Below are 20,711 nucleotides of genomic sequence, written 5' to 3'. Positions count from 1 at the left end.
TACGGGGCCGGAGGAGAGAGGGAGGAGAAGCCGAGTGAATGAGGGTTGATGTAGGCGCTATGAGAAATAGCGTGAGACGATGCCTTGGAAATTTTGGATCGATACGGGGGGAACATTTACGGATTGCATCGCGCTTTCGCCGGAGGGGGAAGAGCTGCGGGTGAAGACGCTTTCCTCTTCGGCTTTGCGGGGGCGTGTGCTGGAGGTTTGCGGAGAGAGGAAGATCCGGGTCGATTTGGCGTATCCGGTTTGTAGAGACTTTTATCGGGGTTACGGTTTCGAAGTTTTGGGGACGGAGCAGAGAGCCAAGGCGCTCGGTTGGGACGCGGAGTCGGGTGAGCTGGTGTTGGATGCGGAGATTGGGGGGATCGAAGTCGGGCAGCTTTGCGAGCTGCAGTCCCCCGAGGAGCCGCCGGTTTTGGCGGCGCGGATACTGTCGGGCGCGCGTTTGGACGAGGAACTGCCGGAGCTGGAGATGCGGCTGGCGACGACGCGGGGAACGAACGCCTTGCTGGAGCTGAAGGGGGCGAAGACTGCGTTTTTAGTGACGGAGGGATTCGGGGATTTGTTGAGGATTGGGAACCAGCAGCGTCCCGACTTGTTCGAACTCGGGATCCGGAAGCCTGAACCTTTGCATGAGTGTGTATTCGAAGTTTCGGGACGTTTGGCGGCGGATGGATCGCAGCTGCAAGGCTTGGACGAGGCGTCGGTGCGGGCTTTCGCTAGGAAGTCTTTGGCGGATAGGGTGGAGAGCTTCGCGGTTGCTTTGCTGCATAGCTATCGCGACGGGGCGCAGGAGCGTCGTGTGGCGGAAATATTGCGCGAGGAGGGGGCGCACTTTGTTTCGATTTCGAGCGAGCTGAGTCCGTTTGCGAAGATTCTGCCGCGCGCGGAAACGGCGTTGGTGGACGCGTATCTGGCGCCCATTATGGATGCGTACTTGGATGCGGTGGAGGTTGCAACTGATGGAGGTGCGCGCCGCGAATCGCCGGCTTCGAAGTCGGGCCGTTTGCGGGTGATGACCAGCGCTGGTGGTTTGGTGAGTCGCGGGAATTACCGGCCGAAGGATAGCTTGTTGAGCGGTCCTGCTGGCGGAGTGGTGGGCTCGTCGAGGTCGGGGCTGCAGGCGGGCAGGGCGCGTAGCATCGCTTTTGACATGGGTGGGACCAGTACGGATGTGTCCCGATTCGATGGGCAGCTGGACTACAAGTTCGAACAGCGAATCGGCGCCGCGCGTGTATTCGCTCCGAGCTTACGAATTGAAACGGTCGCAGCGGGCGGCGGGTCGATCTGTTGGTTCGACGGGTCTGCCTTGCGGGTCGGTCCGCAGAGCGCGGGGGCGAATCCGGGGCCGGCGTGCTATGGGGCGGGCGGGCCCTTGGCGATTACGGACGTGAACTTGTTGCTAGGGCGTTTGGACGCGTCGAAGTTTGGGATTCCGGTTTTCTTGGACCAGGCGGAGCGAAGGTTGGCGGAGCTGCAGGAGTCGATTTTGGAAGCGACGGGCGAGCGCATGGAGCGCATGGCGATTCTAGAGGGACTTTTGGCGATCGCCAACGAGACCATGGCGGAAGCGATTCGCAAGATTTCCACGGGTGAAGGCTACGACCCGTCGGAGTATGCGTTGGTGGCTTTTGGCGGAGCCGGGGGACTGCATGCTTGCGCGGTGGCGAGTATCTTGGATATGGATACGATCGTCTTTCCGGCGGATGCGGGCTTGCTGAGCGCGCGGGGCTTGCGTTTTGCCCAGGTCGAGCAGTTTGCGGGTCGCCAGGTTTTGCGGGCCCTGAGCGAGAGTAGGGACGAGTTGGCGGATTGGGTTGCGGAGTTGGCTAAGGAGGCGCGGACGCGCTTGATCGAGGACGGGATTGCCGAGAGGGAGGTCCGACTGCGGGATCCGCGTTTCGAGTTGAGGTTTAGGGGGCAGGAATCGATCGTGACCCTGGAAGGGGGCGAGCTGGATCGCTTGCAGGAACGCTTCGAAACGGCGTACCAGGAGCAGTTCGGCTTTTTGCCGGAAGGGTTGGCCGTCGAGCTGGTTGCTGTCCGCGTCGCGGCGGTGAGCGGAGAGAGCGAGCTGGAGGAGGAAACGTTCCGAGCGGATCCTGGCTCTGGCGCCTTGCCCTCTGAGGATGCAGGGGGATTGGAGACGGGGGCTCGCTCGAAGGGTTTCGTAGACCGGAAGGACCTTGCTGCGGGGGATGGGGTCGAAGGACCCGTGGTGATCCAGGATCCGTTTAGTACGGTTTTTGTGGATACCGGTTGGTCGGCGGTAGTTGGGAGTCAGGGAACTTTGAAGCTCAGTAAGAGGAAGGCACGCGAGCAACGCGGGCCTCGGGGCGATGTGGTGGAGCTGGAGTTATTTACGAATCGCTTTCTTTCGATCGTGGAGGAGATGGGGGCTCTGCTGGAGCGAGCGGCTTTTTCGACGAACGTGAAGGATCGCAAGGATTTCTCCTGCGCGCTTTTGGATCGGCAGGGGTACCTGCTGGCGAATGCTCCCCACATTCCGGTGCATCTGGGGGCTTTGGGCGTCTGTTTGCGCACGGTGCTGGGATCGATGGATTTGGAGCCGGGCGATGTGGTGGTGACGAATCATCCTGCCTTTGGCGGTTCGCATTTGCCGGATGTAACTTTGCTGGCTCCGGTGTATTCGGAATCTGGGGAAAGCTTGCTAGGCTATGTGGCGAATCGCGCTCACCACGCGGAGATCGGGGGCATCGCTCCCGGGAGCATGCCTCCGCATGCTCGAAGTTTGGAGGAAGAGGGAGTGGTGATCGCCCCTTTGAAGTTGGTTGTAGGCGGGAAGGTTGATTGGGCTCCCTTGCTGGGCTTGTTGAAGGAAGGTCGTTTCCCGAGTCGCTCGGTGGATGAAAACGTGGCCGACTTGTCGGCCCAGCTGGCGTCGATCCGCCGTGGCCAGTCGGCTTTGCGGGAACTCGCTCGGAAGGAGGGAACGAAGCGGGTGAGTCGCTTTATGGGCCTGCTGAAGGAGAGGGCGGCTACGGCCTTGCGGCTGTCGTTGAGCGATCGCCCCTTGGAGGGCGAGCTGACTGTGTTTACGGAGCGCTTGGACAATGGGGCTGAGGTTTCGGTGGCGGTCTCGAAGCAGGAAAGCGGCAAGTGGTTGATCGACTTTTCGGGGACGGCAGAGGTGCAGCCCGACAACTACAATGCGACGCCGGCGATTACGACGAGCGCGGTGATTTACGTGCTGCGTTTGTTGGCGGCGGTGGACGTTCCGCTCAACGAGGGTTTTCTCGATGTGGTTGATATTCGAATACCGGAGGGAATGTTGAATCCGGCTTTCGAGGGAGACCCGAGTAAGTGTCCAGCAGTGGTGGCCGGCAATGTGGAAGTGAGCCAGCTGGTGGTTTCCGTATTGATAAAGGCCTTTGACTTGGCGGCTTGCAGCCAGTCGACCATGAACAACTTAATTTTTGGCACGGATCGTTTCGGGTATTACGAAACGATTGCAGGCGGCGAGGGGGCAACCTCCGAGCGGGCTGGGGCGAGTGGGGTGCACACTCATATGACGAATACGGCGATGACGGATCCGGAGATCATGGAGTTGCGGTATCCGGTGCGGGTGGAAGCGTTTTCCTTGCGGCCCGGATCGGGCGGATGCGGAAAAAACCGAGGGGGAGACGGCGTGGTGAAGCGTATCCGGTTTTTGGAACCGGTAACCTTGTCGCTTTTGACGCAGCGTCGGGTGGAGGAGCCGTTTGGCGTTTCTGGCGGCGACGCGGGAGCTTGCGGGGAGCAGGTGCTGTTTAAGCCCAATGGAGAAGCGGAGATGCTGGCGGGCAATGGGCATTGGAATTTGGCCGCGGAGAGCGTATTGGAAATTCGCACGCCGGGCGGCGGGGCCTGGGGAGAGGAAGGTTGAAAAGTGAAAAGGGCCTCCGTGCTTAGGAGGCCCTTGGGAGGTGGCTTAGTTTTTGTTTTGGGAAAGGGCTGCGTCTACGGAGAGTTTTCCGCCGCCGGAGATGATGCCGATGAGGGCTAGGCCGATGGCTAGGAGGTGGTATTCGAAGCCTTCGCCGGCTTGGTTGCCGTACCAGTTCATGAAGAAGCCGTTAGTGGTGTGGCCCATGAACATGGCAACTGTCATGGTTATTCCGATACCGAAGGCGGCGACGCGGGAGAGGGCTCCGGCGAAGAGGGCTAGGGCTCCGAAGGACTCCGCGATGATGGCAAGGAAGGCGAAGAGGGCGGGGATGCCGAGGTTTTCGGTGAAGTAGCCCATGGTGCCGGAGAAGCCGTAGCCGCCGAACCAGCCGAGGAGCTTTTGAGCTCCGTGCGGGAAGATGACGATGGCCAGGGTCAGGCGAGCGATGAGAGGAGCGACGGTGTTGGAAGTCGCGAGGATGGATTGGATGTATTTCATTGTGTATAGGTTGTTTTAAGATTGTTGGGTTTTGGGTAGGCTCCGCCCCGGGGGGCTGATGGGATCGCGATGAAGGTCGCACTTACTTCAGGTCGAAGAGGAGAACTTGGGACGCGGTGGCGGCTGTTAGCTGGAGCGTTTCGGGGCCGCTGAGATAGGCGGCGTCTCCCGCTTCTAGGCGTTGGCCGTTTAGCTCGACTTGGCCTTCGGCGAGGTGCATCCAGGCGTGGCGGCCTTCGGCGAGCGTGTATTCGATTTCCTGATGCGGATCGAGGCGGGCAAGGGAGAGCTCGGCGTCTTGGTGGATGGCCATGGAGTTGTCGCGGCCTGACTTGCTGGCGGCAAGGTGCCATTGTCCGCTGGTGACTTCGGCCATGTGGCGTTCGGCGTAGCGGGGCGCGACTCCGTTTTTGTCGGGCTGTATCCAGATTTGCAGGAGGTGCACGGCTTCGTCGCTGGAGGGATTGAACTCGCTGTGCTGGATGCCGGTACCGGCGGCCATGTATTGGAAGTCGCCCGGTTGGATGACGCGGCCGTTGCCCATGGAGTCCTTGTGCTCGAGTTGGCCGCTGAGCACGTAAGTGATGATTTCCATGTCGCGGTGAGGGTGGGTGCCGAAGCCCTTGCCCGGCATGACGATGTCGTCGTTGATGACGCGGAGGCTACGGTAGCCCATCCAGTTGGGATCGTAGTAGTTGGCGAAGCTGAAGCTGTGGTAGGATTCGAGCCAGCCGTGGTTGGCGTGGCCGCGTTCATTTGATCTGCGTATTTGTATCATGGATGCAGTATGCCACGGGAAGGGGCGTTTTGTGAAAGACTATGATTCTTGCCTGAGCATGCTTTTGGTGCATGGTTGGATGCTGAGTACTGGGTACTGGGGTTGTGGAATTAGGTTAGGATTTGGTTGGAGAAGATGTGAGATGGAGCTGAGGCATTTGAGGTATTTTATTGAGGTGGCATTGGAGGAAAACGTGACGCGAGCGGCGGAGAAGCTGCACGTGTCGCAGCCGGCTTTGAGTCGCCAGGTGAGGGATTTGGAGGAGGAGCTGGGCTTTGCCTTGCTCGAGCGCAGCGCCAAGTCGGTGGCTTTAACGGAAGCGGGGCGGGTGTTTTTGGACGAGGCCAGCGAGGTGCTGAAGCGCTTGGAGGTGGGGATCGCTGCGGCGCGGGCTGTGGCGGAAGGAGGAAGCGGGGAGCTGCATATCGGTTACGCTCCGTCGCTTACGGTTAAGATTTTGCCGCCGACGATTCGGGCCTTTCAGGCGGAGTTTCCCAAGGTTAAGGTGAAGCTGCACGACCTTTCGTCGGAGGAAATGATGGCGGGCTTGCGGAGCGGGGACCTGGATTTCGCCTTTATGTTGGAGAGCAAGGTGAAGGCCTTGGCGGGCTTCCGTTTCGAGGCTTTGAAGCGGGAGGGCTTGCGGTTGGCAGTGGGAAACGAGCATGCTTTGGCTAAGGGCGGGAGCGTGTCGCTGGGGAGGCTGAAGAAGGAGACTTTGCTGGGCTTCGACCTCAAGGAGTATCCGGAGTATGGGGACTTGCTGGGGCGCTTGTTCAAGGCGGCTAAGGTAAGGCTCAAGCTGGCGGAGCAGCATGAGAGCGTGAGCAGCTTGGTGGCTGCCGTGGAAGCGGGCATGGGGGTGGCGGTCGTTACCGAGTCGCTGGCCTGCGTGGCAGGTGGGCGCGTGACCTTGCTGGAACTAGAGGAGGAGATGGAATGTTTGGTGGTAGGGATCGCTTGGCGGGAGCGCGCTCTGCTGGCGAAGGAGGCGGCCTTTCTGGATAAGGCGATGGAGGTTTGCCGGGGGGACGCGTGACGGAGCTCGGGGCCGGGAGTTGAGAGGGGCTTGGGGCCTTGCGTTTTTGCAGTCGACAAGGTGCTCGGGAAGGAGCAATGGATTCGCTCAAAAGACTGTATGGCAAATCGCACTTTGCCCAGCCCCAGCGAATCGACTGGTTTGCTGGCTCACTTGTTTATCGCCCTGCCGGACTCCAAGCGTACGCGATTGAAGGACCTGCTTCGCAGCGGTTTCGTGCATGTGAACGGGCAATCGGTGACTCGCCATGACGTGTTGGTGGGGAGCCGGGATTTGATCGAGATCAGGACGGAGCGGGTGGCCCCGCGGCGGGCCTTGCCTTTCGAGGTCTTGTACGAGGATGGAGCCTTGCTGGTGGTGGTGAAGCCCAATGGCTTGCTGACGGTGCCGAGCAAGCACGAGAAGTCGCGCAACGTTTTGAGCTTGGTGAACGCGGCGCTGAGGCAGACGCGGGAGCATGCGTTTATCGTGCATCGCCTGGACCTCTATACCTCCGGCGTCTTGGTGTTGGTGAAGAGCGAGGAGTACCAGGCCAAGGTGATGAAGCATTGGGCGGCGGCGAAGAAGGTGTATCACGCCCTGGTGGAGGGGAGGCTACAGCGCAAGGTCGCGACCTTGACGCACTTTTTGCGGGAGGACGAACGGCTGGTCATGCACGCGTCGGAGTCGCAGTCGAAGAACAGCGTGATGGCGACGCTGAGCTATCGGGTCGTTGCGGAGCGTGGGGAGCACAGCTTGTTGAGCGTGCAGCTGAAGACCGGCAAGAAGAACCAGATCCGCTCTCAGTTGGCGGCGATCGGGCATCCGGTAGCGGGCGACTTGAAGTATGGGGCGCGGTCCAATCCTATGGGTCGGCTCGCCTTGCATGCATCGAAATTATGGATACCGCACCCGAAGACGGGCGCCTTGCTGGAGTTCGAGGCGCCCTTGCCTCGCGGCATGGAGCTCTAGGGGCTGGGGCGGCTCCGCTGGTCGGGGCAGCGGAGCGGAAAGGGTGGTGACTTACTTTTTCAGCTCGGGAAGGATGGTGCGGTCGTTGATTTCGTCGCCGTCGAGTTCGCGCAACCAGATGTTGCGGAAGGAAACGAGGTCTCCGTGGTCTTGCAGGAAGATGGGTTGCTTGACGGGGTGGGCGCTGTACTCGGGGATTCCGCGGAAGATGGTGGGGCCGAACAGTTCGGCGTCCAGCTGGGTGAGTACGCCGTTGATGAAGGTCGTGATGCGGGCGGGGGACTTGAGGGAGCCGTCGGCGTGGAAGCGGGGGGCGATGTAGACGACGTCGTAGGTGGACCATTCGCCTGGCTTGCGGGCAGGGTTGGCGAGGGGCGGGTACTGCTTGTAGAGGGCGCCGAGCTGGCCGTTGGCGTAGGTCTCGTTTTGGTAGGAATCGAGGATTTGCGTTTCGTAGCGGCCGTCGCCGAAGAAGAGGCCGCTGTTGCCGCGTCCCTGTCCTTGGCTTTCGACGACAGGGGGGGAGCGGAATTCGAGGTGGAGTTGCACGTCGCCGAAGGATTGCTTGGTGCGGAGGCCGTTGTTGGTCTTGGGCTTTTGCTTGGCTACGGTGAAGGCCCCGTCCGCTATGGTCCAGGGCTTGGCGTCGGGGTTGGTGTGCTCCCAGGCGTCGAGGTTGCTGCCGTCGAAGAGCACGATGGCGTCGGAGGGGATTCCGTTGGCGGGGGCGTCAACCACGGGCACTTTGGGTTCCCACTGCTCGGTGAGCTTGGGATCGGGGAGCTCGACCTTATTTTGGGCGGCGCAGGAGGTCGCTAGGGCGAGGCTGAGAGTGGCGATGAGGGCAGGGGCTAGTTTCAACATAGTGGAGAATTGAAGTCGCAGCTCTGGGGCGATTTTTCAAGGCATTTGCGGAGCTCTCGCGGCTAATTTCGCGGGCTGGCGGGCATCGCTTTCCCCGTGCCGGAGGGGGGACAGGGCGGGTGGTGAGGAAGCTCTGGAATTCGCTTATCCCGTGGAGCGGGGAGGAGGCGTTTTCTTTGCGAAGAATGCGTAAATGCGATCGCGGGTCGCTCGCGGCCGGCCGGCAGTCGCTTTTGGCGTTGCAGCGGAGCGGAGGATCCGCAGAAAAGGGGGCACTCTAAAATAACCGCCCGGCCTTGACTCTTTACTACATTCGTAGTCTATTCGAGGCCTCGTTTTACTTGCTATGGAAAAAGGCCCCAAAATATCCGATGCAGAATGGGAAGTCATGAAAGTAGTCTGGGATCATGCCCCGATGACCGCTACGGAAGTGCTCGACCTGCTGCCCCACGACCAATGGAAGCAAAAGACCGTGAACACCTTCTTGGCTCGTTTGGAGCAGAAGGGCGTGATCGAGTCTCAGCGCGAAGGACGCGCGAACGTTTACTCCTGCCTTCTGAGCGAAGGGGAGTGCCGACGGACCGAGGGAAGTCATTTCCTTAGCAAAGTGTTTCGGGGCAAGGTTGCTCCGATGATGCTCCATTTCATCGAGAACGAAGAGTTGTCGGATGGTGAACTGGATGAGCTAAGGGCTATCCTCGACCGGAAGGCAAAGTAACATGGCAGATCTATTTTGGTCCTATTGGGACGCATCGGTACGCTTCGCGCTGCTCAGCTTTTTCATGCTTTTGGCCATCCCGGCCTTGAGGCGTTGGCTTTCGCCCAAGCTTCTTTGCTGGGCCTGGGCTTTGTTGGTGATTCGCTTGTCGCTGCCATTGGCCCTGCCGTTTAGCGGCAGCATCTTCAATCTGAGCGAGAACTTGCAGCCTTCGACTTGGACCAGCGTGCTGCGCAGCGGCGTGGTGGAGTCTGGCTGGGGCGAAACCTTGCTGCCCGATTTCCGCACGCAGGACGAGTTGGTGAAGAGCACTTTGGTCGGCTTTTCCTGGGAGAACGCCTTGGTGACGCTGTGGGCGGTCGGCTTCTTGGTCCTGGTGGCCCGTTTGGTGACGAACGCGATTCGCCTACACCGCTTTTTCGGGCGAGCGGAGCGGATCCATTCCGGTCGCTTGTACGAGGTGTTCAAGGACACGCGCCGCCGTTTCGGGATTCACGCGAATGTGCCCTTGCTGGTTTCCAGGGACGTGAAGACGCCGGGCATCGCTGGCATCTTCAATCCGCGGGTAGTGATTCCGAAGGTTTTGGCGGACGAATTGAGCGACGAGGAGATTCGCTGCGTGCTTCTGCACGAGCTGACCCATTACAAGCGAGGCGACTTGTTCCTGCATCACCTCCTGATGCTGGTTTGCTTTGTCCACTGGTACAACCCCTTGGTCTGGCTGGTATTCCGCCAGTTCAAGATATCCATGGAGCAAGCCTGCGACGCGGATGTGGTGGACACGGTGAGCATTACCACGGTGCGGGATTACGGCCTGACTTTGTTGCGGGTGATGCAGCGCTGCCGCGGTTCGCTGACTTCGCCGGCAGGGGCGCTTTGCCTGCTCGGGAACCGCAAGGCCAGCGCTTTGCGCGACCGCATCCATCTGATCGCGAGCCCGCGCCGCTCGGCTCCGGTTTTCGCGATTCTCGGTTTGGGGCTTTTCGGGGCCTCCTTCGTTTACTCGATCACGGAAGAAGCGGAGGTCGAAAACGAGGCGGAGCGCCTGCTGGGGCTGACGCGTTTCTCGGGTTCGGCCTTTTTCCGTCTGACTGGACAGGAGCGGGACCGGGCGGAGGATATCGAGATCGGTCGCCTGCTGGACTCCGCCTTGCTGAGCAAGCCGCGTAGCTGGCTGCAGGAAGTGGACGTGGCTAGCATGGCTGGTCGCGAGGTGATCGCTCGGGTGACCTACGAGGTCGATGCGGGCAGCGCCGACCAGGACTTTTGGGTTTCGGTGCGAAACCAGGAGGGCCGCGTGATCAATCGGGCCTCGACCTCGGCGGTGAGCGACGCGGGCTCGGATGTGCGCTTCATGGAATTACGGCTAGGCTTAGCCAGCAGCGCTCGAGAAATCGACTATGGCTTGAGCGCGAGCGGTGCGTCCGGAGTTTGGCTCAGGTCGTTCGAGTTGATAGAGCCTTCGGGACGATTCCGGAATTGAGATTTAAAAGCCGTATCTGATTTAAGGATACGGCTTTTTTGTGGTCGCTCGCCACCTATTTGCCAAGGGACGAGGCTGGATTGCAGCTTAATCGTTCTCGGGAAAGTCGGGCAGGGTGAAGCGGCGTACTTTGCCCTTGTAGATGCGGATTTCTCCTTCGATGGGTTCGCCGGTTCCTTCGAGATCGCCGCGGTAGTAGAGGATCTCGTCGGTGTCGCGGCGTACGGAAAATTTGCGGGCGGTGGGTTCGCCGAGGGCGGCGATGACTTCGTCGACGCTGAGTCCGTTGTCGATGCTGTTCCAGGCGGCGGGCGAGGTCCAAGCTCCGCTGGCCCGCACTTCCGCCTTCTTGAGCTCGATGCGCATGTTGTCGAAGAGGTTCTTGCGTTGGCGGGGCTGGATTTCGGAGGAATCGCTGTCGAGGGCGGCGACGGCGGCAGCGTTTTCGGTTTCGAGGCTATCGATTCTGGCTTCGAGCTCGGCCACCTGCTGGCGCAGGCTTTTCAGCTCGGTGAGCACTTGGTCGATCTTGTCTTGCCCGTGCAGCGGGAGAGAGGAGGCTGCGAGGGCGAGCAGGCAGAGGGAGGCAGGCAATTTCTGAAGCATAGGGGGACTGTGTTTTAAGGGGGGCGGGCGCTGCAAGCCTCCTTCTAAGTCAAAAATGCATTAAACGGAGGGGGGATTTGAGCAATCGGGGCAGAAAACTATAGTTAGCGTCCCTCTGGGGCGATGTGAACTTTACTCATACTTACCTGTATTGTGACTCTATCGAAGCTTCTAACTCTTTTGTCCCTTAAGATTCTGGTCGTGGTGATTCTCGTCATGGGAACGATCTCGACTCTGGCTTGGGGCGTAGTGATGAAGCAGAAGACCTCGGGGGAAGGCTCGGTGCATCGCCAGCTGATCGGGGAGTTCGTGTACCATGCCAGAGAGCTGCGTTTGCTGCACGACGTTTACAGTTACGGCGATGCGGACTATCTGGGTTTCCTGGTCGATAGCCGCTTGGAGAAGTGCGAGGAGATCATCGAGAAGATGAACGTTAGCGAAGTGGCCCGCCGCGACTACCAGTGGGCTGAGGTGGAGGAGGCCTTCCGCGCCTATCTTCTATCTGCTGAGGCCGTCTTCGAGGATGGAGGGAACGACAACAAGCAATGGGTTTTCCACGATTCTTCCGAGGGCTTCGAGAAAGAGCTGACTCAGTTGGAAGCTCGAGCTGGCAGGGTGTTGCGGGAACAGGAAGCGTCGATCCGCAACATGAAGTGGATTGCAGGCGGGGGGACCTTGCTGACGCTTACGGTGCTGGTTTTTTTCTACCTGCGAACGATTAAGGAGACGATTCGGCGGATTGCGTCTCCGATCATTTTGTTGTCCCGCGCGGCGGATCGGGCGGTGCGAGGAGCGAAGCGTATCGGGTTTCGCAATGCGGAAGTGACGGAGCTGCAAAGCCTGGGCGAGAGCTTGGAGAAGTTTTCGAGCCGAATGCATGAGCTAGTGAGGGAGCGTACCAAGGAATTGACGGAATCGAATGTGGCTTTGGAGCAGCAGATGAGGCGGGCGGAAGCGTTTGCCCGTCAGGCGAAGGAGGCTGAGGAGGCGAAGTCGAACTTTTTGGCGAACATGAGCCATGAGATTCGCACGCCCATGAACGGTATTCTAGGAATGAATACGGTGTTAAGGGAGACGGCTCTCGACGACGTGCAGCGTCGTTATCTCGATACCTTGTCGAACTGTTCGGAGTCCTTGATGGTTTTGATCAACGATATCTTGGATTTCTCGAAGATCGAAGCTGGCAAGCTGGAGATCGACGACAGTCCCTTTGACTTGATCGAGGTGATGGAGGAGGTCGCAAGTCTCTTTGCCTTGAGCGCCAGCCAGAAAGGTTTGGACGTGGTGGTGCTGCCGGATGGGCGGATCAGCGAACCGGTGCGGGGCGATTCGCATCGGCTAAAGCAGGTGCTCTCGAACTTGGTGAACAATGCGATTAAGTTCACGGAGCGTGGCTCCATCGAGTTGGGAGTGGAGCTCGAAGTAGGGGCGGATGAATTGGTAGCGAATATTTGGGTACGCGATACCGGAATGGGTATTCCGGAATCGGTGCAGAAGAAGTTGTTTCGGGCTTTTTCCCAAGCGGACGAATCGACATCCCGCAAGTTTGGCGGAACGGGCCTGGGATTGGTGATCAGTCGGCGTTTAGTGGAGTTGATGCATGGAACGATCGGGGTCTCAAGCGAAGTGGGAGAAGGATCCAAGTTCTGGATACGGATTCCGTTTGAGCGAACGGCGGGGCCGCGTTTCAAGATGGGGCAGAAGCAGGAGGAAACGCTGGCTCGGCGCCGCATCCTCATTGTATCCAATCGCTCGGAGCTGGCCTATTCGCTGAAGTATGCCTTGCGGGAAGTCGCGGTGGAAGCGGATGTGGCGGCGGACTTCGAGGCCAGCAAGCTATTGCTCGATGAAGCGGATTTCGACGGTCGGGCGTATACGGATGTCGTGTTCGAGGAAGGCTTGGGGCTGGGCCCGTGGAAGGCATGCTTCAAGGGTAGGCAGGTTCGTAGCTTGATGCTGGCGGACCCCTCGCTGCGGCGGACCAACGTGGACGTGGCGGTACCGGGGATTCGGCTTTTGCTTCCGCCAGCGTCGGCTCGCCGCATTGCGCATTCGATCTTGAACGATGAGAACGCGGACGCGAAGCGTCGCGTGGAAAGCGAGGAGCTGCCCCAGTTTCCGCAAGCGAAGGTCTTGGTCGTGGATGACAACACGGCGAACCGCTTGGTGGCGGAGGAGCTTTTCAAGCGTCACGGTTTGCAGCCAGATACGGCGTCGAACGGCTTGGAGGCTATCGAAGCGACCCGTCGGAAGCGTTACGACATGATCTTCATGGATTGCATGATGCCGGAACTCGACGGATACGAGACGACGGGAATTATCCGTAGTGGAAAGAGCGATACGCTATGCCGCGATTCGGTCATCGTAGCCTTGACGGCCAATGCGATGTCGGGGGATCGGGACAAGTGCCTGAATGCCGGGATGGACGACTACTTGGCGAAGCCGATCCGGCCGAAGGTTTTGACCGAGAAGCTGCGTCAGTTCCTAGGGCAGCCCTCGGAACAGGCGAAGGATACGGCCAGTTCTGAAAGCCAGGAAGTTGAGGCGCTCGGTGAGGACGTTGCTGTTGACTTAGACGGCCCGGGAACTGCGCAAGCGCATGGGCCTGTGGAGGGAACGAGCGAGGCGGCTCTGTTCGACTTGGAAGAGCTGCTTAGCATGTTTGGGGAGGACAAGGAATTGGTCAGCAGCTTGGTCGGCGATTATTTGAGCGGATTGGACGAAACCTTCGAGGCGCTGCGTCATGCCATCGAAGAGGTGGCGGACATCGAAAAGGCCCGTTTGCACTCCCACACCATGAAAGGGAGCTCTCGGAGTTTCGGAGCGAACCGGCTGGGGAACGTTGCCGACGTGGTGGAGACAGCCTGCGTAGGCGGTGACTGGGGGCAGGTCGAGTCGGCTTGGCGGGAGGTGCCGACCATGGTGGCGGAAACGAAGACCGAGGCGCAGCGACTGTTGCGCGATGTTCTGGGTATCGGGGCGTAAGGAAACCCGCAGCGGGAAGGCGGCGGGCTTGCGGGAGAAAATGGTTTGGGCCGGAGGCCTACTTGGCTCTGCTCGCTTTTCTGCGAAAGATACAGATGGCGAGGACGGCGAGGGCTAAGGTGCCGGCTGCGCCTAGGAGCGTGTTTGCGTTGAGTTCCCAGCCGGAGTGGGTGTGGGGAACGGCAGTGGTGTGCGCTGCGGCGGTTGCGGCAAGGGCGAGGGAGGCAATTGCGGTGATGGTCTTTTTCATTTGAGTCTGGAGTCTTGGCTGCGACTTAGGAGCGGGCAATCTTTCGTTTCAGCTCTTGGACGGAAATCTGGTGTTTTCGGGCTAGTTCCTTGAGGGATTCGTATTCGAGTTTGGTCTTTTTTTGTCCGGAAGGCGTTTCGGATTCTTTAGCTAGAACCGTACCGTACTCGGTCTCGATGGCAATCTTTCTTCTTTTGAGGACGCGTCGTTCGGTGGCGTGGTAGCGCACCCCGATGCTGCTGGTGTTCTCCAGGATATAGTCGGCTACGGCGTCCCGGAATTCGGTGGGTGCAAGGGCGCTGAGGAGCAGGCCCGGGCGGCCTTTTTTCATTTGCGCGGAGCTGAGGTGGTAGTCGAGGGCGCCGGCTTGCAGCAGTCCGTCTTGGAAGTCGGAGCCGAGGTACTCGCCGGTGCAGTCGTCGAGGTTGGTTTCGATGACCCAGGTGGTGGTGGCTTCGCTTTGTTGGGGGGCGAGCAGGGAGAGGCGAACGACGTTGGCCGACTTGAAGTCCTTTTTGCCGGGGCCGTAGGCGATGTCTTGGGCGGGGCTGGGAGGCGGCGCGAATTGCGGTTGCAGGAACTTGAGGATGGCGGCCCCTGTGGGGGTGCAGCGTTCGCCTGCTTCGTCGCCCTTGTAGGTGGGAATGCCTTTGAGGATGTCGGCGGTGGCGGGCGCGGGCACGGGAAGCAGTCCGTGCTGGGTGTTGACGGAGCCGTAGCCGAGGCAGACGGGATCGCTGTAGCAGGCGGTGATGTCGAGTTGGTCGAGCAGGACGGCGCAGCCGACGATGTCGAGGATGGAGTCGACTCCGCTGACTTCGTGGAAGTGTATCTTTTCGATTGGGATATCGTGTATCCGCGCTTCGGATTCGCCGATTATTTGGAAGATGGCTTTTGCGATCTGTTTGGCTCGCGGGGAAATTTGTCCGGCTTCGATGAGGGCGAGGATATCGCTAAGGTGACGGTGGGGCCCGTGGCTGTGGTCGTGGGAATGCTCGCCGTGGTGGTGATGGTGGTGGTGGCCGTGCGGCTCGCCTGTATCGATAATGTTGATATGTTTGCAGACGATGCCGTTTTTGTTGAGGGTTTGGATCTCTATCTTGGCGTCGTGCAGGTGGAGCTTGTCGGGGAGCGCCTGGATGGTGTCGTAAGCATTTGCAAGGGAGCAGAGGGCGCTTAGGAGCATGTCGCCGGCGATGCCGGAAAAGGGTTCGATGTAGAGCGTATTCGACATTTGGTGACTAGGCGTTGCTGCGGAGGATGCGGTAGGCGGCCATGGCGGCTCCGTATCCATTGTCGACGTTGACCACGGTGATGCCGTTGGCGCAGCTGGAGAGCATGGTGTTGAGGGCTACGGTTCCGTCGGCGGAGACACCGTAGCCGACGGAGGCGGGCACGGCGATGATGGGCTGGGGGAGAAGGCCGCCGACAGCGGTGGGCAAGGCGCCTTCGAAGCCGGCCACGACGATGAGGACGCGGTACTTTTTTAGGGCTTCGACTTTGGAGAGGAGGCGGTGGATGCCGGCGATGCCGATGTCGTTGTAGCGGTTAGGGGCGCAGCCGAGGAAACGCAGGGTGTAGTAGGCTTCGTTGACGACGAAGGCGTCGGAGGTGCCGGCCGAGAGGATGGCAATTTGCTTTTGCTCGGGCTCGCGGGGTTCGGGCTCCTCGAGGGCGAAGACGCCTGAAGTCTCGTCGTAGAAGCTTCCGGGGAATTGGGCTTGGAGGGCGGCGCCCTTGTCGGCTTGGACTTTGGTGGCGAGGGCGTTGAGGCCCTTGCTTTGGTGGCTTTGCAGGATTTCGGCGAGAACGGGGAGGGGCTTGCTGGCTCCGAAGATGACTTCGGGGAAGCCTAGCCGTTCCGGGCGGTTGAAATCGATTTCGAAAGAGTCGCTCATGTTTGCTGGCGGGGGAGGGCTCGGTTCAGTTTTCCGGATACGAGCCCTTCGGTATCCAAGGTCGTGGAAGGGAATCCGATAGCGGTAAAGGTTTCAGTGATTTTGGGAAGTTGGTCGCGCAGTTTCTCGATGTCGGCGGCGGGGACTTCGATGCGGGCTTCGTCCTGGTAGTGGCGGACGCGGGCTTGCTTGAAGCCGTAGCGTTCGAGCACGCTTTCGGCGAGTTCGATGCGGCTGAGCTTCTCGCGGGTGACGGCTTGCCCGTAGGGGATGCGGGAGCTGAGGCAGGGGCTGGCGGGCTTGTCCCAGTTGGGCAGCTGGAGGTGTTTGGCGAGGGCGCGCACGGCGGCCTTGTCGAGTCCGCAGTCGGCCAGCGGCGAGCGGACTTGCGCTTGGGAGGCGGCTTGCAGTCCGGGCCGGTAGTCGCCGAGGTCGTCGCGGTTGGTGCCGTTGGTGGCCACGTAGCCGGGGTGGCGTTGCAGCAGCTCGGAAAGGTCTTGGTAGAGGTGGCTCTTGCAGGCGTAGCAGCGATTGAAGGGGTTGGAGTAGTAGGCTTCGTCGTCGATCTCCTGGGTATGGATGATTTCGAGCTGGATGTCGTAGCGTTGGCAGAAGTCCTTGGCTTCCTGGAGGTCGGAGCGCTTAAGGCTGGGGGAGTCGGAAATGCAGCCGATGGCCCGTTCCTTGCCGAGGTACTTGCGGGCGAGGAAGAGCACGAGGGCGGAGTCGACGCCTCCGGAGAATGCGGTGACGCTGCCCGGGATCTGGGCGAACCAGTCGCGGATCTGGAGCAGCGTTTCGTCTGTGTTTAACTGGGGAGCCACACTCTTCATACTAGGCAGGGGATCATTTGACTGCGAGTTGGGGGGAAATGCGAGAAGAGTCTTCGCTGAAGCGCTTCTGTGAAGTGGGGGCGGGCCTTGTTTTCCCGGGAAAAGAGAGGGCGCAATTGGCATATGGGTTTTGCGAAATGCGTAAAGTTGTGTGTTAATTGTATGTATCCAAAGCGTCCTTATACGGCCTGCCGGTGGGGAGGCTAGGTTTGGTTAGCTCTTATGTATGGTTGAGACGGAGAACGGAAGAAAGAGAAGTGAGAGCAGTGTGCAAAAGGAGATTCGGATGCGGATCCTCGTAGTCCAGGAGAGCGAGGTCGATCGCGAGTTTTTGAAGCGCTTGTTCGAGGCTCGGGGAATGAGGAATCGTTTCGGTTTGACCTTTGCCACGAACCAGGAGGCGGCTTTGGCGCTTCTGGACGAGGAGCGTTTCGACGTGCTGCTGCTGGACCTCGGCCTTTCGGTGGAGGTGGACATGGAGAAGCTCGACGCCTTGCAGGAGCACGCAAGTTGTCCCTTGGTCATTCTGAGCGCCTTGGACAACGAGGAAATCGCGAGGAAGGTGATGCAAAAGGGGGTGCAGGAATACCTGAGCAAGAACGAGCTGTCGGCGGCCGCTCTGGAGCGCACCATAAACCACTCGATCGAGCGCTACCGTTTGATCGTGGAGCTGTCGAAGGCGAAGCGGAAGGTGGAGGCTGCCTCGCAGGCCAAGAGCGATTTCCTAGCGGTGATGAGCCATGAGTTTCGCACGCCGATGAATGGCATCATCGGCGGCATCAACTTGCTGTCCTCGCTTTGCGAGAAGCCGCAGGCCCAGGAGCTGCTGACCATGATGAAGCAGTGCGCGGAGAGCCAGTTGACCTTGATCGGGGACGTGTTGGACATCAGCAAGATCGAAGCGGGTGGCTTGGAATTGGCCTACGAGGGCTTCAGTCCGCGCGACTTGATCTCCAGCGTATTGAGCGCGGTGTCCTATGCGGCCCGCGAGAAGGGCTTGAAGCTGGCCGTGAGCATTGACCCGAACTTGCCGCGGGAGTTGATTTCGGATGCCCAGCGTTTACGGCAGGTCTTGGTCAATCTGGTTGGCAATGCGGTTAAGTTTACCTCGGAGGGGGAGGTGCGGATCCATGCTCGGCAGTTGGAAGGGCAGCTGGTGGAGTTTCGCGTGACGGATACGGGCATCGGCATCGCTCCCTCGGATGTGGATTCGATCTTCGACACGTTTACGCAGGTCGATTCGTCGTACAGCCGCCGCTACACGGGCACGGGCTTGGGCTTGGCGATTTGCAAGCGCTTGGTGCGCATGTTGGGCGGCACGATTCGCGTGGAAAGCGAACTGGGGCGCGGTTCCGATTTTCGTTTCACCGTGAGCTGTCCGGAGGGCTCGGAGGTGGAGGCGCAGATGCGGGCGCTCGAAAACGGGTCCTCGGCCCGCTTCGCCCAGGCCTATCCGCTCAGCGTGTTGGTGGTGGAGGACAGCCGTTTGGTGCGGAGTTTCCTGATGGCGACCTTGTCGAAGCTTGGCTACGAGCCGCACGAAGCGGAGAGCGGAAGCGAGGCTTTGCGGTTGGCGGATGAAAATCGCTACGATGCGATTTTCATGGATATTCGCATGCCGGATCTGGACGGCTTCGATACGGCGGCCTTGCTTTTCGAACTGCAGGAAGGGGCGGATGGTAGCGTGCCCTATGTGGCTGCGATCACGTCGACGGTGACCCAGGACGTGAAGGACAAGTGCGAAGCGGCCGGCATCCACTGCTTGCTGAGCAAGCCGATCGAGATTGAGGACATTCGAGCTACCTTGCGGGCGGCTTCGCTTTCGCGTCCGAAGCACGGGCGGGGCGTGAACTAGGTCGCGCGCTTGCGGGCTGGACTGGGCTCGCGAGCGGGCGGAATCAGGCGTCGCTTTCCTCCTGGCTTTTGAGCCAGTTCCAAAGGCCTTCGAGGTCCGGATCGTCCACGCTTTCCGTTTCGAAGTCCTTGTCGAGCTTGATGGCGGAATCGAGGTGGTCGGAGGCGTCCTGGAATTGGCCGAGCAGGGAACAGTAGCAGGCTAGGTTGAACCAGAGGATTGGCTCTTGCGGGTGGATGACGAGGCCGCGCAGGGCGACTTTTTTGGCTTCCTCGTTTCGGTTCATTTCGCGCAGGGCGTAGGCCCAATTGGTCCAGGCGTGCGGCGAGTGGGGGCTTTGCTCGGCGAGCTGCTGGGAGACGGCTGCCATGACTTCCCAGTTTTTGGCCTCGAGGTAGAGCTTGGAGCGCAGGAGCAGGACGCTGTCCTTGAGTCGATCGGCGGGATCGATCGCGTCGAGCTCCTCGCTTGCCTCCTTGAGCATGCCGAGCTCGATGTATCCGTTTGCGTAGGACAGTCGTGTGGCGGTGGGGATCATGCGCCTAGGAGTGGTGCTCTATTTCCTCCTTGAGGGTGACGTAGTGCTGGGTGGTTTCGCGCAGGGCGAAGAGCAGGCCGAGCGAGAGGGCTACGAGGCTGAGCAGGAAGGTTCCGATCACGGCGCCGGCGAGGGGTAGGCTGGCGACGGTGGCGGCGGCGAGCAGGATGGCGGTGAGGAGGGAGAGGCACATGGAACCGTAGAGGGTTGCGATCGCGTTTCTCAGCAGGAGGGAGCGCTCGGTGAGGTTTTTGATTTGTTTGTCGAGGGAGCTGGCGTAGTCGATATTGTCTCTGCTGCCGTCGGATACGAGGCTGCGGATGCCTTGCACGATGCGGCTGAAGCGAGTTTGCAATGCCCAAGCGAGGGTGGCGGCCGAGGTCATCATGAGGAAGGGCGCCAGGATCGCTTGGTAGTTCTCAAGGGTGAGCTGCGTGAGGTCACTCATCGGAGGTCTCGAGTTGGACGATGCGGTAGGAGAGGATGGCTTCGCGGGTGGCGTAGCCGAGTCCGACGAAGAGGAAGGCGAGGGATATTCCGAAAAGGATGAATACGAGGATGGTGGAGGCGAGAGAGCTCAGCACGCCGATGCCGAGCGCTATCGATGAGAAGACGAGGAAGACGACGGTGGCGTAGAAGCAGAAGATGGCGTTGCGTACGAGGCGGGCCCGCTGCATGAGGGAGTCGATTTGCTTGCTGACGCGGTTGAGGCTGGGGCTGAGCGGCTCGAGGTTGCGGCGCTCGGCGTTGAGCTGGCGGATGACTCCGACCAGGGTGCTGTACTTGGATTGCAGCCCGGCGAGCAGGAGGCCAACGCCGGTGACCAAGACGGCGGGCGCCAGGGAGGCGTTTATGAAGTTTATGGCGTCTTGTAGTTGCATTGTGGCGACAAAGTGTTCGTGCCGCATCGACGTCGGCGGGGTGAAGTAAGGCGGAGAAAGTCGAATTTGTCGACTGTCTACTCTTTAGCTGGGATCGATGCTAGGGAGCCCGTCGATGCTCTGGGTGTTTTTCTCCTGCTGGTAGGCCTGGATGCCGGTCTCGCCTTTTTTCGAGGCCCACTTGTCGAGTCCGTCGCGATCGCCTCGGTAGTCGTAGAAGGGGACGGCGTAGCCGCAGGAATCGGCGACGCGTTTGACGTCGAGATGGATGATGGCGCGGGCGCCGGGATTCTCGGGGAAGTGGGCGGCTAGCTTCTCGTAGGTTTCCGAGCCCTTGAGGTGGGCGGTGCCGATGCCGTGCAGTCGGAAGATTTGCGGCGGGCCTTCGAAGGCGCAGAACATGATAACCATGCGGCCGTTTTCGCGCAGGTGGGCAATGGTTTCGGCACCGCTGCCGGTGTAGTCGAGGTAGGCGACTTCGAGGGGACCGAGTACGCGAAAGCTGTCACCACCTTTTGGCGACAGGTTTACGTGTCCGTCCGCCGCGAGCGGGGCGGTCCCGACGAAGAACATCTTTTGATTCTCGATCCAAGCGATGTGCTTGGGTGACATTTCTGGATGTAATTTCATGCAAGGTGTGCG

General features: G+C 60.1%; 19 protein-coding genes. 7 read left to right on the top strand and 12 right to left on the bottom strand.

The features are described 5' to 3' along the window. Positions 1-79 precede the first annotated feature (79 nt). The gene (locus QEH57_RS21375; protein ID WP_309008828.1) at positions 80-3,889 is read left to right on the top strand and encodes a hydantoinase B/oxoprolinase family protein; all 3,810 of its coding nucleotides are present in this window, start codon (positions 80-82) and stop codon (positions 3,887-3,889) included. A 45-nt stretch (positions 3,890-3,934) separates the two neighbouring features. On the opposite strand, the gene QEH57_RS21370 is transcribed toward QEH57_RS21375, so the two are convergent. After that, positions 3,935-4,390, bottom strand: coding sequence for a DoxX family protein (locus QEH57_RS21370; protein ID WP_309008827.1), 456 nt, complete (start codon positions 4,388-4,390; stop codon positions 3,935-3,937). Between the two features lie 82 nt (positions 4,391-4,472). Further along, entirely contained in the window at positions 4,473-5,168 is a 696-nt protein-coding gene (locus QEH57_RS21365) for a pirin family protein (protein WP_309008826.1), read from the bottom strand. 157 nt (positions 5,169-5,325) lie between these two features. Here QEH57_RS21365 and QEH57_RS21360 point away from each other — a divergent pair, with 157 nt between their 5' ends. Together QEH57_RS21360 and QEH57_RS21355 are read left to right on the top strand one after the other, a co-directional pair. After that, positions 5,326-6,207, top strand: coding sequence for a LysR family transcriptional regulator (locus QEH57_RS21360; RefSeq protein ID WP_309008825.1), 882 nt, complete (start codon positions 5,326-5,328; stop codon positions 6,205-6,207). A gap of 99 nt (positions 6,208-6,306) precedes the next feature. Next, entirely contained in the window at positions 6,307-7,158 is an 852-nt protein-coding gene (locus tag QEH57_RS21355; RefSeq protein WP_309008824.1) for an RluA family pseudouridine synthase, read from the top strand. Between the two features lie 51 nt (positions 7,159-7,209). On the opposite strand, the gene QEH57_RS21350 is transcribed toward QEH57_RS21355, so the two are convergent. Beyond that, complete coding sequence (locus QEH57_RS21350; protein ID WP_309008823.1) at positions 7,210-8,022, bottom strand: DUF1080 domain-containing protein; 813 nt, start codon at positions 8,020-8,022, stop codon at positions 7,210-7,212. A gap of 346 nt (positions 8,023-8,368) precedes the next feature. Between QEH57_RS21350 and QEH57_RS21345 the strand changes: the two genes are divergently transcribed. Both QEH57_RS21345 and QEH57_RS21340 read left to right on the top strand, forming a co-directional pair. Then, the gene (locus tag QEH57_RS21345) at positions 8,369-8,740 is read left to right on the top strand and encodes a BlaI/MecI/CopY family transcriptional regulator (RefSeq protein WP_309008822.1); all 372 of its coding nucleotides are present in this window, start codon (positions 8,369-8,371) and stop codon (positions 8,738-8,740) included. Position 8,741: 1 nt separating this feature from the next. Beyond that, a complete protein-coding gene (locus QEH57_RS21340) occupies positions 8,742-10,223 on the top strand; it encodes a M56 family metallopeptidase (RefSeq protein ID WP_309008821.1) in 1,482 nt (493 codons plus the stop codon). 87 nt (positions 10,224-10,310) lie between these two features. Here the strand turns inward: QEH57_RS21340 and QEH57_RS21335 are convergent, their stop codons facing one another. Continuing rightward, positions 10,311-10,829 (bottom strand): hypothetical protein, encoded by a 519-nt coding sequence (locus QEH57_RS21335; protein WP_309008820.1) that lies wholly within the window; start codon positions 10,827-10,829, stop codon positions 10,311-10,313. Between the two features lie 180 nt (positions 10,830-11,009). Here QEH57_RS21335 and QEH57_RS21330 point away from each other — a divergent pair, with 180 nt between their 5' ends. Continuing rightward, complete coding sequence (locus QEH57_RS21330) at positions 11,010-13,814, top strand: ATP-binding protein (RefSeq protein ID WP_309008819.1); 2,805 nt, start codon at positions 11,010-11,012, stop codon at positions 13,812-13,814. A 58-nt stretch (positions 13,815-13,872) separates the two neighbouring features. Here QEH57_RS21330 and QEH57_RS21325 read toward each other — a convergent pair whose 3' ends face one another. Genes QEH57_RS21325 through larE form a run of 4 tightly spaced genes read right to left on the bottom strand, consistent with a single transcriptional unit; the run spans position 13,873 to position 16,786 of the window. Further along, on the bottom strand, positions 13,873-14,064 hold the full coding sequence (locus tag QEH57_RS21325; protein WP_309008818.1) for a hypothetical protein: 192 nt from the start codon (positions 14,062-14,064) through the stop codon (positions 13,873-13,875). Between the two features lie 25 nt (positions 14,065-14,089). After that, positions 14,090-15,298: a nickel pincer cofactor biosynthesis protein LarC gene (gene larC, locus QEH57_RS21320; protein ID WP_309008817.1), complete on the bottom strand. Its 1,209-nt coding sequence runs from the start codon at positions 15,296-15,298 to the stop codon at positions 14,090-14,092. Between the two features lie 7 nt (positions 15,299-15,305). Beyond that, positions 15,306-15,962 carry a nickel pincer cofactor biosynthesis protein LarB gene (larB, locus tag QEH57_RS21315; RefSeq protein WP_309008816.1) on the bottom strand — a complete coding sequence of 219 codons (657 nt, stop codon included), beginning with the start codon at positions 15,960-15,962 and terminating at the stop codon, positions 15,306-15,308. Continuing rightward, positions 15,959-16,786: an ATP-dependent sacrificial sulfur transferase LarE gene (gene larE, locus QEH57_RS21310; RefSeq protein ID WP_309008815.1), complete on the bottom strand. Its 828-nt coding sequence runs from the start codon at positions 16,784-16,786 to the stop codon at positions 15,959-15,961. The genes larB and larE overlap by 4 nt, the downstream gene beginning before the upstream one ends. A gap of 295 nt (positions 16,787-17,081) precedes the next feature. Here larE and QEH57_RS21305 point away from each other — a divergent pair, with 295 nt between their 5' ends. Further along, complete coding sequence (locus QEH57_RS21305) at positions 17,082-18,650, top strand: response regulator (protein WP_309008814.1); 1,569 nt, start codon at positions 17,082-17,084, stop codon at positions 18,648-18,650. Between the two features lie 43 nt (positions 18,651-18,693). Here the strand turns inward: QEH57_RS21305 and QEH57_RS21300 are convergent, their stop codons facing one another. From QEH57_RS21300 to QEH57_RS21285, 4 genes are all read right to left on the bottom strand, one after another. Next, positions 18,694-19,188, bottom strand: a complete 495-nt coding sequence (locus QEH57_RS21300) for a tetratricopeptide repeat protein (protein ID WP_309008813.1) — start codon at positions 19,186-19,188, stop codon at positions 18,694-18,696. 4 nt (positions 19,189-19,192) lie between these two features. Then, positions 19,193-19,636, bottom strand: coding sequence for a DUF2721 domain-containing protein (locus tag QEH57_RS21295; RefSeq protein WP_309008812.1), 444 nt, complete (start codon positions 19,634-19,636; stop codon positions 19,193-19,195). Then, positions 19,629-20,069 carry a DUF2721 domain-containing protein gene (locus tag QEH57_RS21290; RefSeq protein ID WP_309008811.1) on the bottom strand — a complete coding sequence of 147 codons (441 nt, stop codon included), beginning with the start codon at positions 20,067-20,069 and terminating at the stop codon, positions 19,629-19,631. The genes QEH57_RS21295 and QEH57_RS21290 overlap by 8 nt, the downstream gene beginning before the upstream one ends. An 84-nt stretch (positions 20,070-20,153) precedes the next feature. Beyond that, positions 20,154-20,699, bottom strand: a complete 546-nt coding sequence (locus tag QEH57_RS21285; RefSeq protein ID WP_309008810.1) for a pyridoxamine 5'-phosphate oxidase family protein — start codon at positions 20,697-20,699, stop codon at positions 20,154-20,156. Between the last annotated feature and the right edge of the window lie 12 nt (positions 20,700-20,711).

The organism is Pelagicoccus sp. SDUM812005, assembly GCF_031127875.1.
Taxonomy (GTDB): Bacteria; Verrucomicrobiota; Verrucomicrobiia; order Opitutales; family Opitutaceae; genus Pelagicoccus.
The sequence above is the reverse complement of the archived record's forward strand: the minus strand, read 5'-3'. Positions and strand labels throughout refer to the sequence as shown.

What these genes read in the sequence shown, in the direction of transcription:
- QEH57_RS21335 (WP_309008820.1), bottom strand. Translation starts at nt 10,829, where the DNA reads ATGCTTCAGAAATTGCCTGCCTCCCTCTGCCTGCTCGCCCTCGCAGCC.
- QEH57_RS21350 (WP_309008823.1), bottom strand. Translation starts at nt 8,022, where the DNA reads ATGTTGAAACTAGCCCCTGCCCTCATCGCCACTCTCAGCCTCGCCCTA.
- QEH57_RS21375 (WP_309008828.1), top strand. Translation starts at nt 80, where the DNA reads ATGCCTTGGAAATTTTGGATCGATACGGGGGGAACATTTACGGATTGC.
- QEH57_RS21345 (WP_309008822.1), top strand. Translation starts at nt 8,369, where the DNA reads ATGGAAAAAGGCCCCAAAATATCCGATGCAGAATGGGAAGTCATGAAA.
- QEH57_RS21325 (WP_309008818.1), bottom strand. Translation starts at nt 14,064, where the DNA reads ATGAAAAAGACCATCACCGCAATTGCCTCCCTCGCCCTTGCCGCAACC.
- QEH57_RS21370 (WP_309008827.1), bottom strand. Translation starts at nt 4,390, where the DNA reads ATGAAATACATCCAATCCATCCTCGCGACTTCCAACACCGTCGCTCCT.
- QEH57_RS21365 (WP_309008826.1), bottom strand. Translation starts at nt 5,168, where the DNA reads ATGATACAAATACGCAGATCAAATGAACGCGGCCACGCCAACCACGGC.
- QEH57_RS21290 (WP_309008811.1), bottom strand. Translation starts at nt 20,069, where the DNA reads ATGCAACTACAAGACGCCATAAACTTCATAAACGCCTCCCTGGCGCCC.
- QEH57_RS21295 (WP_309008812.1), bottom strand. Translation starts at nt 19,636, where the DNA reads ATGAGTGACCTCACGCAGCTCACCCTTGAGAACTACCAAGCGATCCTG.
- QEH57_RS21340 (WP_309008821.1), top strand. Translation starts at nt 8,742, where the DNA reads ATGGCAGATCTATTTTGGTCCTATTGGGACGCATCGGTACGCTTCGCG.
- larB (WP_309008816.1), bottom strand. Translation starts at nt 15,962, where the DNA reads ATGAGCGACTCTTTCGAAATCGATTTCAACCGCCCGGAACGGCTAGGC.
- QEH57_RS21355 (WP_309008824.1), top strand. Translation starts at nt 6,307, where the DNA reads ATGGCAAATCGCACTTTGCCCAGCCCCAGCGAATCGACTGGTTTGCTG.
- QEH57_RS21300 (WP_309008813.1), bottom strand. Translation starts at nt 19,188, where the DNA reads ATGATCCCCACCGCCACACGACTGTCCTACGCAAACGGATACATCGAG.
- QEH57_RS21305 (WP_309008814.1), top strand. Translation starts at nt 17,082, where the DNA reads ATGCGGATCCTCGTAGTCCAGGAGAGCGAGGTCGATCGCGAGTTTTTG.
- QEH57_RS21285 (WP_309008810.1), bottom strand. Translation starts at nt 20,699, where the DNA reads ATGAAATTACATCCAGAAATGTCACCCAAGCACATCGCTTGGATCGAG.
- larC (WP_309008817.1), bottom strand. Translation starts at nt 15,298, where the DNA reads ATGTCGAATACGCTCTACATCGAACCCTTTTCCGGCATCGCCGGCGAC.